Source organism: Burkholderia aenigmatica (assembly GCF_902499175.1).
Lineage (GTDB): Bacteria > Pseudomonadota > Gammaproteobacteria > Burkholderiales > Burkholderiaceae > Burkholderia > Burkholderia aenigmatica.
Map to the genome: position 1 here is coordinate 14,369 of NZ_CABVQC010000089.1, position 17,403 is coordinate 31,771.

At 66.9% G+C, this 17,403-nt stretch carries 15 protein-coding genes; 9 read left to right on the forward strand and 6 right to left on the reverse strand.

The window, feature by feature from the left end:
* Positions 1–206 precede the first annotated feature (206 nt).
* The 4 genes from metX to BDO18943_RS38420 all read left to right on the forward strand — a co-directional run bounded on the left by metX (position 207) and on the right by BDO18943_RS38420 (position 4,540).
* Positions 207–1,352: a homoserine O-succinyltransferase MetX gene (gene metX, locus BDO18943_RS38405; RefSeq protein WP_059521076.1), complete on the forward strand. Its 1,146-nt coding sequence runs from the start codon at positions 207–209 to the stop codon at positions 1,350–1,352.
* The gene (gene metW / locus BDO18943_RS38410; protein WP_006755281.1) at positions 1,349–1,957 is read left to right on the forward strand and encodes a methionine biosynthesis protein MetW; all 609 of its coding nucleotides are present in this window, start codon (positions 1,349–1,351) and stop codon (positions 1,955–1,957) included. Before metX ends, metW begins: the two co-directional genes overlap by 4 nt.
* A 119-nt stretch (positions 1,958–2,076) precedes the next feature.
* Positions 2,077–3,498 (forward strand): AmpG family muropeptide MFS transporter, encoded by a 1,422-nt coding sequence (locus BDO18943_RS38415; protein ID WP_175026280.1) that lies wholly within the window; start codon positions 2,077–2,079, stop codon positions 3,496–3,498.
* On the forward strand, positions 3,488–4,540 hold the full coding sequence (locus BDO18943_RS38420; RefSeq protein WP_175026281.1) for a M48 family metallopeptidase: 1,053 nt from the start codon (positions 3,488–3,490) through the stop codon (positions 4,538–4,540). Before BDO18943_RS38415 ends, BDO18943_RS38420 begins: the two co-directional genes overlap by 11 nt.
* 30 nt (positions 4,541–4,570) lie before the next feature.
* On the opposite strand, the gene BDO18943_RS38425 is transcribed toward BDO18943_RS38420, so the two are convergent.
* The gene (locus BDO18943_RS38425) at positions 4,571–5,515 is read right to left on the reverse strand and encodes an AraC family transcriptional regulator (protein WP_175026282.1); all 945 of its coding nucleotides are present in this window, start codon (positions 5,513–5,515) and stop codon (positions 4,571–4,573) included.
* 229 nt (positions 5,516–5,744) lie between these two features.
* Here BDO18943_RS38425 and BDO18943_RS38430 point away from each other — a divergent pair, with 229 nt between their 5' ends.
* Positions 5,745–6,797 (forward strand): NAD(P)-dependent alcohol dehydrogenase, encoded by a 1,053-nt coding sequence (locus BDO18943_RS38430; protein ID WP_175026283.1) that lies wholly within the window; start codon positions 5,745–5,747, stop codon positions 6,795–6,797.
* A gap of 109 nt (positions 6,798–6,906) precedes the next feature.
* Here BDO18943_RS38430 and BDO18943_RS38435 read toward each other — a convergent pair whose 3' ends face one another.
* The 5 genes from BDO18943_RS38435 to gatC all read right to left on the reverse strand — a co-directional run bounded on the left by BDO18943_RS38435 (position 6,907) and on the right by gatC (position 12,097).
* Positions 6,907–7,680 carry an exodeoxyribonuclease III gene (locus BDO18943_RS38435; RefSeq protein WP_174994145.1) on the reverse strand — a complete coding sequence of 258 codons (774 nt, stop codon included), beginning with the start codon at positions 7,678–7,680 and terminating at the stop codon, positions 6,907–6,909.
* A 40-nt stretch (positions 7,681–7,720) separates the two neighbouring features.
* Positions 7,721–8,560 carry a polyphosphate kinase 2 family protein gene (locus tag BDO18943_RS38440; RefSeq protein WP_043184725.1) on the reverse strand — a complete coding sequence of 280 codons (840 nt, stop codon included), beginning with the start codon at positions 8,558–8,560 and terminating at the stop codon, positions 7,721–7,723.
* A 118-nt stretch (positions 8,561–8,678) separates the two neighbouring features.
* Complete coding sequence (gatB, locus tag BDO18943_RS38445; RefSeq protein WP_175026287.1) at positions 8,679–10,154, reverse strand: Asp-tRNA(Asn)/Glu-tRNA(Gln) amidotransferase subunit GatB; 1,476 nt, start codon at positions 10,152–10,154, stop codon at positions 8,679–8,681.
* Between the two features lie 2 nt (positions 10,155–10,156).
* Positions 10,157–11,728: an Asp-tRNA(Asn)/Glu-tRNA(Gln) amidotransferase subunit GatA gene (gene gatA, locus BDO18943_RS38450; RefSeq protein ID WP_175026284.1), complete on the reverse strand. Its 1,572-nt coding sequence runs from the start codon at positions 11,726–11,728 to the stop codon at positions 10,157–10,159.
* A 69-nt stretch (positions 11,729–11,797) separates the two neighbouring features.
* Positions 11,798–12,097, reverse strand: coding sequence for an Asp-tRNA(Asn)/Glu-tRNA(Gln) amidotransferase subunit GatC (gene gatC, locus BDO18943_RS38455; RefSeq protein ID WP_043184729.1), 300 nt, complete (start codon positions 12,095–12,097; stop codon positions 11,798–11,800).
* A 367-nt stretch (positions 12,098–12,464) separates the two neighbouring features.
* Here gatC and BDO18943_RS38460 point away from each other — a divergent pair, with 367 nt between their 5' ends.
* From BDO18943_RS38460 to mrdA, 4 genes are all read left to right on the forward strand, one after another.
* Positions 12,465–13,508 carry a rod shape-determining protein gene (locus tag BDO18943_RS38460; protein WP_004189550.1) on the forward strand — a complete coding sequence of 348 codons (1,044 nt, stop codon included), beginning with the start codon at positions 12,465–12,467 and terminating at the stop codon, positions 13,506–13,508.
* Between the two features lie 125 nt (positions 13,509–13,633).
* A complete protein-coding gene (gene mreC / locus BDO18943_RS38465; RefSeq protein ID WP_175026285.1) occupies positions 13,634–14,677 on the forward strand; it encodes a rod shape-determining protein MreC in 1,044 nt (347 codons plus the stop codon).
* Complete coding sequence (gene mreD, locus BDO18943_RS38470; protein ID WP_009687274.1) at positions 14,674–15,186, forward strand: rod shape-determining protein MreD; 513 nt, start codon at positions 14,674–14,676, stop codon at positions 15,184–15,186. The genes mreC and mreD overlap by 4 nt, the downstream gene beginning before the upstream one ends.
* 114 nt (positions 15,187–15,300) lie before the next feature.
* The coding region (gene mrdA / locus BDO18943_RS38475) for a penicillin-binding protein 2 (protein ID WP_175026286.1) at positions 15,301–17,403 on the forward strand (2,103 nt) is incomplete at its 3' end.

The window sequence follows — 17,403 nt, forward strand, 5'->3', positions numbered from 1 at the left end:
CTTTGCCGACTGCCGCCCCTCGGGCGGTGTGTCGGAAGCGCGCCGATTTGCTGACTCGATTGCGGGCGCGCGAACCGGCCGGGGCCTTGATTCTTCTTCGTCCCGGCGGGTTCACTACAAATGCGGCTAAAGAGGTCGTCAGCCGCGCACCTTCGCCTCCGCGCATCGCCGACGCCGTTTAGCCGCCCAGTCATAAGGCGGAACGAATGGAATCGATCGGCATCGTCGCTCCACAGACCATGCACTTCGCCGAACCGCTGCGCTTGCAAAGCGGCAGCGTGATCGGCAACTATCAGCTCGTCGTCGAGACGTACGGCGAACTCAACGCCGCGCGCTCGAACGCGGTGCTCGTGTGCCACGCGCTCAACGCGTCGCACCACGTCGCCGGCGTTTACGCGGACGATCCGCGCAGCACGGGCTGGTGGGACAACATGGTCGGCCCGGGCAAGCCGCTCGACACCAACCGCTTCTTCGTGATCGGCGTGAACAACCTCGGCTCGTGCTTCGGCTCGACCGGCCCGATGAGCATCGACCCGTCCACCGGCAAGCCGTACGGCGCAAGCTTTCCGGTCGTCACCGTCGAGGACTGGGTGCACGCGCAGGCGCGTGTCGCCGACGCGTTCGGCATCGAGCGCTTCGCCGCGGTGATGGGCGGCAGCCTCGGCGGGATGCAGGCGCTCGCATGGAGCCTGATGTATCCGGAGCGCGTCGCGCACTGCATCGACATCGCGTCGACGCCGAAGCTTTCCGCGCAGAACATCGCGTTCAACGAGGTCGCGCGCTCGGCGATCCTGTCCGATCCCGACTTCCACGGCGGCGACTACTACGCGCACGGCGTGAAGCCGAAGCGCGGCCTGCGCGTCGCGCGGATGATCGGCCACATCACGTACCTGTCCGACGACGACATGGCGGAGAAATTCGGCCGCGCGCTGCGCCGTGCCGACGGTGCGCTCGACGCGTACAACTTCAGCTTCGACGTCGAGTTCGAGGTCGAGTCGTACCTGCGCTACCAGGGCGACAAGTTCGCCGACTACTTCGACGCGAACACGTACCTGCTGATCACGCGTGCGCTCGACTACTTCGACCCGGCCAAGGCGTTCGACGGCAACCTGACGGCCGCGCTCGCGCACACGCAGGCGAAATACCTGATCGCGAGCTTCTCGACCGACTGGCGTTTCGCGCCGGCACGTTCGCGCGAGATCGTGAAGGCGCTGCTCGACAACAAGCGGACGGTCAGCTACGCGGAAATCGACGCACCGCACGGTCACGACGCATTCCTGCTCGACGACGCGCGCTATCACAACCTGCTCCGCGCGTACTACGAACGAATCGCCATCGAGGTGGGTGTATGAACCAGCAAGCGCTGAATTCCCTGTCCGCACGCGCGGACTTCCGCACGATCGCGCGCTGGGTCGAACCGCGCTCGACGGTGCTCGACCTCGGCTGCGGCGACGGCTCGCTGCTCGCGCTGCTGATGGAAGAACTCGACGTGACCGGCTACGGGATCGAGCTGAACGACGCGGGCGTGCTCGCGAGCGCGAAGAACGGCATCAACGTGATCCAGCAGAACCTGGAAGACGGCCTGCGCCTGTTCGAGGACCACAGCTTCGACATCGCGATCCTGTCGCAGACTTTGCAGACGATTCACCAGACGGCCGCGATCCTGCGCGAAACCGCGCGGGTCGGACGCGAATGCATCGTGTCGTTCCCGAATTTCGGTTACTGGCCGCACCGGCTGTCGGTGCTGAACGGCCGGATGCCGGTGTCGAAATCGCTGCCTTATCAGTGGCACAACACGCCGAACGTCCGGGTGCTGACGATCGAGGATTTCGAGGCGCTCGCGCCCGAAGTCGGCGTGACGATCCTCGACCGCGTCGTGCTGCACGAAGGCCAGCCGATTCGATGGGGAGCGAACTGGCGTGGTAGTCTTGCTGTCTACCGCGTCAAGCGCAGCTGAGCCGGGGAGCCGTTGACGGACGCCGACGGCCCGCACGCACGTGCGGCCGCGCCGCTGCGCTACCCGCGCCGCCGCCTGCGCTGCCGCCGCAATCAGTCAACGCTACCCAGTTCCAGTCCATGTCGAAAACGCCACACGAGGCGCCCGCACTCACCGCTCACGAGGATCACCCCGGCTGGCGAGCCTATCTGAACACGCACATGCTGATCTGCGTGTTCCTCGGCTTCACGTCCGGTCTGCCCCTCTTCACGCTCGTCTACCTCGTGCAGGCATGGCTGCGCTCCGAGGGCGTGAACCTGAAGGAAATCGGCCTGTTCGCGCTGATCCAGTTCCCGTACACGTGGAAGTTCCTGTGGGCGCCGCTGATGGACCGTTACGTCCCGCGCCTGCCGGGCTGGCGGCCGGGGCGCCGGCGCGGCTGGCTGCTGCTCACGCAGGTGCTGGTCGCGGGCGCGATCGCCGCGCTCGGCTTCGTGTCGCCGCGCGACTCGATCTGGACGGTCGCCGCGCTCACCACGCTCGTCGCGTTCTTCGGCGCGAGCGCCGACATCGTGATCGATGCGTACCGTCGCGAGCTGCTGCGCGACACCGAGCAGGGCCTCGGCAACGCGATACACGTGAACGCGTACAAGCTCGCCGCGCTGATCCCCGGCTCGCTTGCGCTGATCCTGTCCGACCACCTGCCGTGGGACGTCGTGTTCGCGATGACCGGCGCGTTCATGCTGCCAGGCATCCTGATGACGCTCGTCGTGCGCGAGCCCGAAGTGATCGGCGCACCGCCGCGCAACCTGCGCGACGCGATCGTGCTGCCGTTCCGCGAATTCATCCAGCGCGACGGCTGGGCCGGCGCGCTGCTCGTCATCGCATTCATCTTCCTGTTCAAGATCGGCGACACGATGGCCACCACGCTGTCGACGTCGTTCTTCCTCGACATCGGCTTCTCGCGCACCGAGATCGGCATCGTCGCGAAAACCACCGCGCTCGTCGCAAGCGTCGCCGGCGGCATCATCGGCGGCGTCTGGCTCGTGAAGATCGGCATCGGCCGCGGGCTGTGGATCTTCGGCGCGCTGCAGATGGTGTCGACGCTCGGCTTCGCGTGGCTCGCGCAGCTCGGCCCCGGTTCGCCCGTACTCGCGATGCTCTACGACTTCACCGTGTCGACGAGCCATGCGATCGCGTCGGTACTGTCGGTGTTCGGCATTGCGGTCACGCCGCAATTCAGCCCGATGACCGTTGCGCTCGCGCTCGTCTACGGCGTCGAAACGTTCACCACCGGCCTGACGATGGCCGCGTTCGTCGCGTACATCGCGAGCACGACCGACCCGCGCTACACGGCCACGCAGTTCGCGCTGTTCACGAGCCTCGCGTCGGTGCCGCGCACGCTCGCGTCGGCCGCGAGCGGCTTCATCGTCGCGAAGATCGGCTGGTTCGACTACTTCATCGTGTGCACCGCGCTCGCGATTCCCGGCATGCTGCTGCTGTTCAAGATCGCGCCGTGGAACGGTGCCGCACGCAACGGCGAGGCCAGCCGTGCGGAGTAACGGCCTGCACCGCCTCGCGCGCGTTGCGGCTTCGTTGAGCGTCGGTGCCGCGGCGCTCGCCGCGGGGTTCGCCCATGCGGCCGACACCGGCGCGCCCGCCGCCACCGCCACGCCGGCCGTTGCGCCGGCTTCACCGCCGGCCACTTCGACTCCCGCCGCCCCCGCCCAGCCAGCCGCCGCCGAACCCGCTCAGCCGACCGGCGCCGCCGCATCGGCAAAGGCTTATGCGCAGACGCCGCAGCAGGTCCGCTACGGCAACGCCATTGCCTTCCGCACGCTGATCCCGTCGTCGCTGCTCGAGCAGCTCACCGCGAACGAATACGCGCAGATCGTGCAGGCGGCCGCCGACAGCAACCGCCTGCTGCCCGCGAACCAGCCGCGCGTGAAGCGCTTGCGCGCGATCGTCGCGAAGCTCGCGCCGTATTCGGTGAAGTGGAACGACCGCGTGAAAAACTGGGTGTGGGACGTCAACGCGATCCGCTCGCGCGACATCCGGCTGACCTGCCTGCCGGGCGGCAAGGTGCTGGTGTACGGCGGCATGCTCGACCGCGTCCGCCTGAACGACGACGAGCTCGGCGTGCTGCTCGCGCACGGCATCGCGCACGCGCTGCGCGAACACGCGCGCAGCAACTTCAGCGAGACCTCGCAGACGTCGCTGCGCGCGGCCGCGCTGCCGCCGCTGTTCGGCGTCGGCGATCCGCTGCCGCAGGCACTGAATATCGGCGAACGCCTGCAGACGCTCCACTACAACGCGACCGACGAGACCGAAGCCGACGTGATCGGCGGCGACATCGCCGCACGCGCGGGCTTCGATCCGCGCGCGGCGATCACGCTGTGGGACAAGCTCGCGGTCGCGACCCGCGGGAACAAAGCGACGGGCTTCATCTACACGCATCCGTACAGCACCGCCCGCCGCCAGGATCTGCTGAACCGCCTGCCGGATCTCATGCCGCTGTACGCGAAGGCGGTGGGCAAGCGCGTCGACACGCTGCCCGACTACGCGGGCATCAGCGCGCAGCGCCGCAAGGTCGTGCGGCGCTGAGCGTCACGCGCAGCCGATTGCTACGCCACCCTACGCATCCACGTCCGCCGCGACCGGCCGGGCGCCGCTTTCGCGCATCCAGCGCACCTCGTCACCCGGGCTGCGGCCGAACAGCCGCTTGAACTCGCGGCTGAACTGCGACGCGCTCGCATAGCCGACGCGCGCGGCCGCCGCGCCGGCGCCGACCCCGTCCTGCACCATCATCAGCCGCGCCTGGTGCAGCCGCGCGGCCTTCACGTACTGCATCGGCGACGTCGCCGTCACGTGCTTGAACTGCGCATGGAACACCGCGAGGCTCATCCCCGCCTCGCGCGCGAGCGTCTCGACATCGAGGTCGGCCTTCAGGTCCGCATGGATGCGCCGCAGCGCCTTCGCGATACGGCCGAAGTGATGCTGCTGGACGAGCGCCGCGCGGATCGCGTCGCCCTGCGCGCCGGTCAGCACCCGATATGCGATCTCGCGCATGATCGCGGGGCCCAGCACGCGCGTGTCGTGCGGCGACGCGAGCGCTTCGAGCAGCCGCAGCACGGCATCCGCCAGCGGCGCATCGAGCGGCGTCGAATAGACGCCGAGCGGCTCGCTGGCGGCCGCGCCGAGCGTCTCGTCGAGCAGGATCGCGAGCTCGGCGATCACCGCGAGATCGACCCGGATCGAGATCGCGAGAAACGGCTCGTCCATGCTTGCGAAGGTCTCGCATTCGAACGGCAGCGGCACCGACAGCACCAAGTACTGCTGCGCGTCGTACACGAATGAGCGGTCGCCGAGATAGCCGAGCTTGCGCCCCTGGCAGACGACGATGATGCTCGGTTCGTACAGCACGGGCATGCGCGGCGCGGGACGGGTCACGCGGATGAGGCGCACGCCGTCGAGCGCCGCCAGCGTATCGCCCGCGTTCGGCGCGAGGCGCGTGTGCAGCTCGATCATGCGGCGCTGCACGCGGTCGCCCGCGTCGGCCAAAAGGGGCTGGAAGCTCATGGGCGTGGTCCTGTCCGGCAAGAGAATCTGGCTCGCAATGTAGCACCTTGAATGCGTTCTAACGGCTGTTCGCGTGCAGTTCAAGAGGAATAGGCAAATCTTCCAGACCTTCGTGTATTTCGCCGCGGCGCCGTGCTCCTTACGATGACGTCCTGCCTCGCCGCATCGCCACATGGTGCGACGGCAGCCTGTTTTGCCGGTTATCCATCCCGGACAAGGAGCCCATTGCATGAGCACTACCTATGCCTACGCGGCGACCGATTCGCAGTCGCCGCTCGCCCCGTTCGAATTCCAGCGTCGCGCGCTGCGCGACCTCGACGTCCAGATCGACGTCCTCTACTGCGGCGTCTGCCACTCGGATCTGCACCAGGCCCGCAACGAATGGCGCAACACGATGTACCCGGTCGTGCCGGGCCATGAAATCGTCGGCCGCGTGACCGCGACCGGCCCGCAGGTGTCGCGCTTCAAGGTCGGCCAGCTGGTCGGCGTCGGCTGCCTCGTCGATTCGTGCCGCACCTGCCCGAGCTGCGCCGACGGCCTCGAGCAGTATTGCGAGAACGGCTTCGTCGGCACCTACAACGGCCAGGATCGCGTGACGGGCGACATCACGTTCGGCGGCTATTCGACGCAACTCGTCGTCGACGAGGCGTTCGTACTGCGCGTGCCCGAGACGCTCGACCCGGCCGGCGCCGCGCCGCTCCTGTGTGCAGGGATCACGACCTACTCGCCGCTGCGGCAGTGGAACGTCGGCCCCGGCAAGAAGGTCGGCATCGTCGGGCTCGGCGGCCTCGGCCACATGGGTGTGAAGCTGGCGCGCGCGATGGGGGCGCACGTCGTGCTGTTCACCACGTCGCCGTCGAAGATCGAGGACGGCAAGCGCGTCGGCGCGCACGAAGTCGTGATCTCGAAGGACGAAGCGCAGATGAACGCGCACCTGAACAGCTTCGACTTCATCCTGAACACGGTCGCCGCGCAACACGACCTGAATCCGTTCCTGCACCTGCTCAAGCGCGACGGCACGATGACGCTGGTCGGCGCGCCGGAGCACGACCATCCGTCGCCGCAGGTGTTCAACCTGATCTTCAAGCGCCGCCGCCTCGCGGGCTCGCTGATCGGCGGGATCGCGGAAACGCAGGAAATGCTCGACTTCTGCGCGGAGCACGGGATCACGTCGGATATCGAAACGATTCCGATGCAGCAGATCAACGCGGCCTACGAGCGGATGCTGAAGAGCGACGTGAAGTACCGCTTCGTGATCGACATGGCGTCGATCAAGCAGTAAGCGCCGCCGGGCGGCACGCACGATCGCCACCCAAACAAAACGGGCCGCATGTTCGACATGCGGCCCGTTTTTGCATCCGACTGCTACGCACACGGCGTAGCGCAGGACGTCACTTCTTGTAGTCGTAGTCAATCGTCAACGGCGCATGGTCGCTGAACTTGATGTCCTTGAAGATCGACGTGCTTTTCGCGGTGCCGGCCACACCCGGCGTCGCAATCTGGTAATCGATCCGCCACCCGACGTTCTTCGCATACGCCTGGCCGCGGTTGCTCCACCACGTGTACTGCTCGGCGCGCGGGTCGAGCGTGCGGAACACGTCGACATAACCGACATCGTCGAACAGCTTCGTGAGCCACTCGCGCTCTTCCGGCAGGCAGCCCGAGTTCTTCTGGTTGCTCTTCCAGTTCTTGATGTCGATTTCCTTGTGGACGATGTTCACGTCGCCGCACAGGATCACCTCGCGCTTCTTCTTCAGCGCGGCGAGGTGCGGCATGAACTCGTCCATGAAGCGGTACTTCGCCTGCTGGCGCTCTTCGCCGCTCGAGCCGGACGGTACGTACACCGACACGACCGACAGCTTGCCGTAGCGCGCCTCGACGTAGCGCCCTTCCGTATCGAATTCGCTGCTGCCGAAGCCGATGATCACGTCATCGGGCTCGCGGCGGCTGTACACGCCGGCACCGCTGTAGCCCTTCTTCTCGGCATGGTGGAAATAGCTCTTGAAGCCGTGCGGCTCGACGAATTCGGCCGGCAGGTCGTCGGCCGAGACCTTGATTTCCTGCACGCACACGCAATCGGCGTTCTGTTCGCCGAGCCACTCGAAGAAGCCCTTCTTCGCGGCGGAGCGGATGCCGTTCAGGTTGGCGGTAATCACTCGCATCATGTCGGATTCCGTTCAGTTCGATGTTTTACAGGGTGGCAGCTTAACGGATCTTCACGCCTTCGAGCTCGGGCTTCGGCGGCGGGAATTCCAGCTTCATGTCGGTCATCGTGCGCAGCAGCAGCTCGGCGATCATCACGTTGCGGTGCGTCTTCGAGTTCGCCGGGATCACGTACCACGGCGCATGCTCGGCCGACGTCGCCGCGAGCGCGTCGCGGTAGGCGGACTGGTATGCATCCCAGTGCTTGCGCGCGTCGAGATCGGAGATGTCGAACTTCCAGTGCTTGGTCGGATCGTCGATGCGCGCCTGCAGGCGCTCGCGCTGCTCGTCCTTCGAGATGTGCAGGAAGCACTTGATGATCGTCGTGCCGTTCTCGACCAGCATCGTCTCGAAATCGCGGATCTGCCGGTAGCGGCGCTCGCATTCCTTCGCGTCGATCAGGTCGAGCACGCGCGGCACGAGCACGTCTTCATAGTGGCTGCGGTTGAAGATCGCGAGCTCGCCCGCAGCCGGCACCTGCGCATGCACGCGCCACAGGAAGTCGTGCGCGGCCTCGATCGGCGTGGGCGCCTTGAACGGCACGACGCGCAGGCCGAGCGGATCGACCTCGCGGAACACCGCACGCACAGTGCCGTCCTTGCCGCTGGTATCCATCCCCTGCAGCACGAGCAGCACGCGCTTCTTCTGCTGCGTGTGCAGGCGCTCCTGCTGCACGTCGAGTTCGGTCGACACGGCCGACAGCCGGGCGCGGTCGTCGTCCTTCGAACCGGACGAGAACGGCTTCGCGGCCGGGTCGAACGCATCGAGCTTGAATGCTGCGGCTTCCTTCTCGTGCGTGCAGTACGGCACGCGGAAATCGTCGAGCGACGGTTGTTTCGCCATTCGTTCCTCCGTTGGACGCTGTGGTGCATACGATAACGCATCCACCAAACGCAACGGGCCGCCCCGAACTGGTTCGGAGCGGCCCGTCGTCAAGCGCGGTTCAGACGCGCGTGCATGCTCAGCCGAGCTTCTTCTTCAGCAGTTCGTTGACCTGCTGCGGATTGGCCTTGCCCTTCGTCGCCTTCATCGCCTGGCCGATCAGCGCGTTGAACGCCTTTTCCTTGCCCGCGCGGAATTCCTCGACCGACTTCGCGTTCGCCGCGAGCACCTCGTCGATGATCGCTTCCAGCGCGCCGGTGTCGGAGATCTGCTTCAGCCCCTTCGCGTCGATGATGCGGTCCGCCGCACCTTCGTCGTCGGCCTTCTCGTCCCAGATCGTCGCGAAGATTTCCTTCGCGATCTTGTTCGAGATCGTACCGTCGGCGATGCGCTGCAGCACGAGCGCGAGCTGCGCGGCCGAGACCGGAATCGCGTCGATCTCGATGCCATCGCGGTTCAGCTGCGACGATACGTCGCCCATCAGCCAGTTCGCGACGATCTTCGCGTTCGCGGTGCCGGCCTTCGCGACCACGGCCTCGAAGTACGCGGCCATCGCCTTGCTCGACGTCAGCACGCCCGCGTCGTACGCGGACACGCCGTATTCGTCGGCGAAGCGCTGCTGCATCGCGACCGGCAGCTCGGGCATCCCGGACTGCACGCGCTCGATCCAGTCCTGGCCGATCACGAGCGGCATCAGGTCGGGGTCGGGGAAGTAGCGGTAATCGTGCGCGTCTTCCTTGCTGCGCATCGAACGCGTCTCGCGCTTGTCCGGATCGTAGAGGCGCGTTTCCTGCACGACTTCGCCGCCGTCCTCGATCAGCTCGATCTGGCGACGCACTTCGTAGTTGATCGCTTCTTCGAGGAACCGGAACGAGTTCAGGTTCTTGATTTCCGCACGCGTGCCGAACTTCTCCTGGCCGACCGGGCGCACCGACACGTTCGCGTCGCAGCGGAACGAGCCTTCCTGCATGTTGCCGTCGCAGATGCCGAGCCACACGACGAGCCCGTGCAGCGCCTTCGCGTAGGCCACGGCCTCGGCCGCGCTGCGCATTTCCGGCTCGGTGACGATCTCGAGCAGCGGCGTGCCCGCACGGTTCAGGTCGATCCCCGTCATCCCGGCGAAGTCTTCATGCAGCGACTTGCCCGCATCTTCCTCGAGGTGCGCGCGGGTCAGGTTGACGGTCTTCTCGTACGCTTCCTTGCCGGCCTTTTCGTTGGCGGGCACCTGGATCGTGATCTGGCCGCCCTGCACGACCGGAATCTCGTACTGGCTGATCTGATAGCCCTTCGGCAGATCGGGGTAGAAATAATTCTTGCGCGCGAAGATGCTGCGCGGCGCGATGGTCGAGCCGATCGCGAGGCCGAAGCGGATCGCGCGTTCGACCGCGCCGCGGTTCAGCACCGGCAGCACGCCCGGCAGCGCCAGGTCGACCGGGCAGGCCTGCGTGTTCGGCTCGGCGCCGAACTGCGTCGACGCGCCGGAGAAAATCTTCGAGACGGTCGACAGTTGCGCGTGCGTCTCGAGACCGATGACGACTTCCCATTGAGTAGCCATATTCATGCCTCCCGCCGAGCCGCCTCAAGGGAGGCATGCGCCCCCTCGGGGGGCAGCGAACAAAGTGAGCGTGGGGGCTCATTCCCCACCCCTGCCGGAACTTGCTTGTGCCAGTCGGTCGCGCGCTGGAACGCATCCGCGACCTGCAGCATCCGGGCTTCGTTGAAATAGTTGCCGATGATCTGCAGGCCGACCGGGCGCTTCGCGTTCGCGCCCGCGCCGAAACCGCACGGCACGCTCATGCCGGGCAGGCCGGCGAGGCTCACCGACAGCGTGTAGATGTCGGCCAGATACATCTGGACCGGATCGTCGCCCTTCGCGCCGAGATCCCATGCGACCGTCGGCGAGGCCGGGCCCATGATCACGTCGCAGGACTTGAACGCTTCCTGGAAATCGTTCGCGATGATGCGGCGGATCTTCTGCGCCTGCAGGTAGTACGCGTCGTAATAGCCGTGCGACAGCACGTAGGCGCCGACCAGAATCCGGCGCTTCACCTCGGGGCCGAAGCCTTCCGCGCGCGACTTCTTGTACATGTCGAGCAGGTCGCCGTACTGCGCGGCGCGGTGGCCGAAGCGCACGCCGTCGAAACGCGACAGGTTCGACGAGGCTTCCGCCGGCGCGATCACGTAATACACGGGGATCGACAGTTCCGTCTTCGGCAGCGACACCGGCACGAGCGTCGCGCCGAGCGCTTCATACTGCTTGAGGGCCGCGTCGATCGCCGCGCGCACGTCGTCGGCGAGGCCATCGCCGAAATATTCCTTCGGCAAGCCGATGCGCAGGCCCGCGAGCGGCTTGCCCGCGTCGTTGCCGGCCGCCCACGGCTGGCCGAGGTGGCGCGTGAAGTCTTCGTCGTCGTGTTCGAGGCTCGTCGAGTCGCGCTCGTCGAAACCGGCCATCCCGTTCAGCAGCAGCGCGCAGTCGGACGCGCTCTGCGCCATCGGGCCGCCCTGGTCGAGCGACGACGCGAACGCGATCATCCCGTAGCGCGACACGCGGCCGTAGGTCGGCTTGATGCCCGTCACGCCCGCGAACGACGCGGGCTGGCGGATCGAGCCGCCGGTATCGGTGCCGGTCGCGGCCGGCGCGAGGCGCGCGGCAACGGCGGCCGAGCTGCCGCCCGAGCTGCCGCCCGGCACCGCGTTCGTGTCCCACGGGTTCTTCACCGCGCCGAACGCCGAATTCTCGTTCGACGAGCCCATCGCGAACTCGTCCATGTTGGTCTTGCCGAGCGTGACCATGCCGGCCGCCTGCAGGCGGGCGACGACGGTCGCGTCGAACGGGCTCTCGTAGTTCGCGAGCATCTTCGAGCCGGCGGTCGAGCGCCAGCCGCGCGTGACGAACACGTCCTTGTGCGCGATCGGCAGGCCGGTGAGCGCGCCGCCCGCGCCGCGCGCGAGCTCCGCGTCGGCAGCTTTCGCCTGCGCGAGGGTCAGGTCGGCGTCGACGTGGACGAACGCGTTCAGGTCGCGCGCGGCGTCGATCCGTTTCAGGTAGAGCTGCGCGAGCTCGACGGCCGAGCATTCCTTGGCGGCGAGCGCGGCGCGCAGTTCGGTCAGGCTTTTTGCGTGCATTGAGTGGTTTTCCTGGGAATTCTGGGTGGCGCGCGGCGCGAAGACGGCGGCGCGCTTGTCATCGAATGCTTACTCGATCACCTTCGGCACAAGATAGAGGCCGTCCTGGACGGCCGGCGCCGGACGCTGGTTGTCGTCGCGATTGACGACTTCCGTCACGGCGTCGTCGCGCAGGCGCTGCGCGACGGCCTGGATCTGTTCGATCGGGTGGGCGAGCGGCGCGATGCCGGCGGTGTCGACCGCCTGCATCTGTTCGACGAGGCCGAAGAATTCATTGAGCTGGCCGAGCATGTGCTCGGCGTCGGCGTCGGCCATTTCGAGTCGCGCCAGGTGCGCGATGCGTTTCACATCGGTCAGGGTCAGGGCCATGCGATCACCGGAAAAACAAGGCTGCGCAGCGCATCAAAAGCAGCACTGCGGCGGGGGGTTGGAGGGTGCGATCCCACCCTCAAAAATCGGGGCCGAAGCGGCAAAAATACCGCCCGTTTCGATTCAAATACCGTGAAATTATAAGGTATCATTACGCGTTCGACCCAAACCCGGCAGCCTTTTCCCGCACCGTTTCGCCCCGCTTCGGCAAGCCGTGCGTGCTTCGTGCGATCCCCGGTAGACATCACTCGCAGCTTCGTGCGCCGCGGCGGCCGCTTCCGCCACGCTTCCCGAGGCTGTTATTTTTTCCGCTGCCGCCCTCAGCGCTCGCTATGCAGGGCCGGCCCAGAGCGAAACAGGATTCTGAATGTTCGGTTTTTTGCGCAGCTACTTCTCCAACGATCTGGCGATCGACCTCGGCACCGCAAACACCCTGATCTACATGCGCGGCAAGGGCATCGTGCTCGATGAGCCGTCCGTCGTGTCGATCCGCCAGGAAGGCGGCCCCAACGGCAAGAAGACGATCCAGGCAGTCGGCAAGGAAGCCAAGCAGATGCTCGGCAAGGTGCCGGGCAACATCGAGGCGATCCGCCCGATGAAGGACGGCGTGATCGCCGACTTCACCGTCACCGAGCAGATGATCAAGCAGTTCATCAAGACGGCCCACGAGTCGCGCATGTTCTCGCCGTCGCCGCGCATCATCATCTGCGTGCCGTGCGGTTCGACCCAGGTCGAGCGCCGCGCGATCAAGGAAGCCGCGCACGGCGCCGGCGCATCGCAGGTCTATCTGATCGAAGAGCCGATGGCGGCCGCGATCGGCGCGGGCCTGCCCGTGTCGGAAGCGACCGGCTCGATGGTCGTCGACATCGGCGGCGGCACGACGGAAGTCGGCGTGATCTCGCTCGGCGGCATCGTGTACAAGGGTTCGGTGCGCGTCGGCGGCGACAAGTTCGACGAGGCGATCGTCAACTACATCCGCCGCAACTACGGGATGCTGATCGGCGAGCAGACCGCCGAGGCGATCAAGAAGGAAATCGGCTCCGCGTTCCCGGGCTCCGAAGTCAAGGAAATGGAAGTGAAGGGCCGCAACCTGTCGGAAGGCATTCCGCGCAGCTTCACGATCTCCAGCAACGAAATCCTCGAAGCGCTGACCGATCCGCTGAACCAGATCGTGTCGTCGGTGAAGATCGCGCTCGAACAGACCCCGCCGGAACTCGGTGCCGACATCGCCGAACGCGGGATGATGCTGACGGGCGGCGGCGCGCTGCTGCGCGACCTCGACCGCCTGCTCGCGGAAGAAACCGGCCTGCCGGTGCTCGTCGCGGAAGATCCGCTCACCTGCGTCGTACGCGGTTCGGGCATGGCGCTCGAACGCATGGACAAGCTGGGCAGCATCTTCTCGTACGAGTGATCGTCTAGGCAGTTCGTTGATATGACGCACCCGCGGCGCGGCCGGATCGATCGTTCAGAACGAACCGCCGCGCCGTTTGCGCGTCTGAGCATCATTTAACCGATCACACGCGCCCGGCGCCGACCATGGAATACAGTCCGCCGCCCCTCTTCAAGCAAGGTCCGCCCGCGCTCGCGCGGCTCATCTTCTTCGTTGCCCTCGCCATCGCGCTCCTCGTCTCGGACGCGCGCTTCAGCACGCTCGAAATCGTCCGCGGCGTGCTCGGCACCGTGCTCTATCCGCTGCAGCGCGCCGCGCTCGTGCCGCGCGACCTGTTCATGGGCGCGGCCGACATCGCCGTCACCGGTGCGTCGCTGCGCCACGAGAACGACGATCTCCGCAAACGCAACCTGCAGCTGTCCACGCAAGCCAACCAGGCCGCCGTGCTCGCGCAGGAGAACGCGCACCTGCGCGCGGTGCTCGAGCTGCGCCAGCATATCGCGACGCAGTCGACACCGGCCGAGATCCAGTACGACACGAGCGATCCGTTCACGCAGAAGATCGTGATCGGCCAGGGTTCGCAGCAGGGCATCCAGAACGGCGCGCCCGTCGTCAGCGAGAACGGCGTGGTCGGCCAGGTCACGCGCGTGTTCCCGCTGCAGTCCGAAGTCACGCTGGTCACCGACCGCGATCTCGCGATTCCCGTGCAGGTGCTGCGCACCGGCCTGCGCAGCGTGATCTACGGCACGCCGAAGGGCGATTCGCTCGACCTGCGCTTCGTGCCGACCAGCGCGGACCTCGTCGTCGGCGACGAGCTCGTCACGAGCGGCCTCGACGGCGTCTATCCGCCCGGCCTGCCGGTCGCGAAGGTCGCGCGCGTCGACAAGCTCGCCGATACCGCGTTCGCACGCGTCACCTGCGCGCCGCTCGCCGCCGTGCGCGGCGCGCGCCAGATGCTCGTGCTGCATTACCAGAACGACATCCCGCCGCGTCCGGCCGAGCCCGATCCGGCCGCCGACAAGAACGCGAAGGGCAAAAAGGGCGCGAAAGCCGCTGCGAAGGGCGAGAAGGCCGACGCGAATGCGAAGCCGGCCGCTGCGGCCCAGCCCGGCGCGAAGCCGGCAGCGCCGGCCAAGCCCGCCGCCGCGCCCGCGAAGCCCGCAGCCGGGCAATCAGGAGCCCAGCGATGAATCGCCCGCAATACATCCTGCAGCCGGTCAATCCGTACTTCATCGTCTTCAGCCTCGCCGCCGCGTTCCTGCTGAACCTGATGCCGTGGGGCCGCCTGCCCGGCGTGCCCGACTTCGTCGCGCTCGTGCTGCTGTTCTGGAACATCCACCAGCCGCGCAAGGTCGGGATGGGCGTCGCGTTCGCGCTCGGCATCCTGATGGACGTGCATGACGCCGGGCTGCTCGGCGAGCATGCGCTTGCCTATACGCTGCTGTCGTACGGCGCGATCACGATCCACCGCCGCGTGCTGTGGATGCCGATCGGCGTGCAGGTGCTGTACGTCACGCCGCTGCTGGTCGTCGCGCAGCTCGTACCGTTCGTGATCCGCCTCGTGATGGGCGCCGCGTTCCCGGGCTGGCGCTACCTGGTCGACGGCTTCGTCGAAGCCGCGCTGTGGCCGATCGCGAGCCACCTGCTGCTGATGCCGCAACGCCGCCCGGTCGATCCGGACGATACGCGCCCCATCTGAGCCAGGGGCCTGCCTTGAATACCCGCCGCCCCCACGCCCGCCGCGCGCCGCGCTCCGGGGCGGCACCTCGCCCGCACCGGCATGCCGTGCGCGGGCCACGTCGCACCTAATCGCATGACCGAATTCAACGACACCCAACAGCAGCTCTCGAAGTTCCGCCTGCGCGTCGCGGCGGCGGGCGTGTTCGTATTCGTCTGCTTCGGGCTGCTCGCGAGCCGCTTCTTCTACCTGCAGCTGATGCAGCACGGCAAATACGCGCTGCAGGCCGAGGAAAACCGCATCTCGGTTGCGCCGATCGTGCCGAACCGCGGGATCATCACCGACCGCAACGGCGTGATCCTCGCGAAGAACTATTCGGCGTACACGCTCGAGATCACGCCGTCGAAGCTCGACGACACGCTCGAGAACACGATCGACAAGCTGTCCGAGATCATCCCGATCGACGCACGCGACCGCCGCCGCTTCAAGAAGCTACAGGAAGACTCGAAGAACTTCGAGAGCCTGCCGATCCGCACGCGGCTCACCGACGAGGAAGTCGCACGCTTCACCGCGCAGCGCTTCCGCTTCCCCGGCGTGGATGTGCGCGCACGGCTGTTCCGCCAATATCCGCTCGGCACGACGGCGGCGCACGTGATCGGCTACATCGGCCGGATCTCGAAGCGCGACCAGGATCGCATCGACGCGATGAGCGACGACAACGACAGCGACCAGGAAAACTACGATCCGCGCCGCGACGCGAACAACTACAAGGGCACCGACTACATCGGCAAGATCGGCGTCGAGCAGAGCTACGAGACCGAGCTGCACGGGCTGACGGGCTTCGAGGAAGTCGAGGTGACGGCCGGCGGCCGGCCCGTGCGCACGCTGTCGCGCACGCAGGCGACGCCCGGCAACAACCTCGTGCTGTCGCTCGACATCGGGCTGCAGCAGGTCGCCGAGCAGGCGTTCGCCGGCAAGCGCGGCGCGCTGGTCGCGATCGAGCCGAAAACGGGTGACGTGCTCGCGTTCGTATCGTCGCCGAGCTTCGACCCGAACTCGTTCGTCGACGGCATCGACCAGCAGACCTGGGACGAACTGAACAACTCGACCGACAAGCCGCTCTTGAACCGCCCGCTGCACGGCACCTACCCGCCCGGCTCGACGTACAAGCCGTTCATGGCGCTCGCGGGCCTGACGCTCGGGAAGCGCACGCCGGGCTGGGGCTTCCAGGATCCCGGCTACTTCACGTTCGGCGGCCACACGTTCCGCAACGACGTGCGCTCGGGCCAGGGCTGGGTCGACATGAACAAGGCGATCATGGTGTCGAACGACACCTACTTCTACATGCTCGCGCGCGACCTCGGCGTGAACTCGATCGCGAACTTCATGAAGCCGTTCGGCTTCGGCCAGATCACCGGGATCGACATCCAGGGCGAGGCGCGCGGGATCCTGCCGTCGACCGACTGGAAGAAAAAGGCGTTCAAGAAGGCCGCACAACAGAAGTGGTTCGACGGCGAGACGATCAGCCTCGGGATCGGCCAGGGCTACAACTCGTTCACGATCCTGCAGCTCGCGCACGCGACCGCGACGCTCGCGAACAACGGTGTCGTGATGAAACCCCACCTCGTGAAGGAAGTCGAGGATCCGATCACGCGCGGGCGCCACCTGACCGTGCCGAAGGAAAGCGAAGTGATCCCGCTCAAGCAGGCCGACATCGACGTCGTGAAGCGCGGGATGGAGAACGTGATCGAGAACCCGTCCGGCACCGCGTACAAGGTGTTCCGCGGCGCGCCGTACCTCGCTGCCGGCAAGACCGGTACCGCGCAGGTGTTCTCGCTGCAAGGCTCCAACTACAAGGGCCACCTGCTCGCCGAGCACCTGCGGGACCACGCGCTGTTCATCGCCTACGCGCCGGTCGACCATCCGCAGATCGCCGTCGCGCTGGTCGTCGAGAACGGCGGCTGGGGCGCGCAGGCTGCCGGCCCGATCGCGCGCCGCGTGCTCGACTTCTACCTCATCGACCGCCAGAACCCGCAGAACGAGGCGGCGGCCGTGGCTGCCGCGGCGTCGGCGACCGAACCCGTCAACGCACCGGTGATCGGCGACGCGAACAAGCCTGCTGCCGTCGCGGCCGGCTTCACCGCGCTGCCGCAGCCGGTCGTACCGACCGCGGCCAGCGCGGCGGAAGCGGCATCGGCCGCGGCGGCCTCCGAAGCGTCGGCTGCCGCCGCCGCGAGC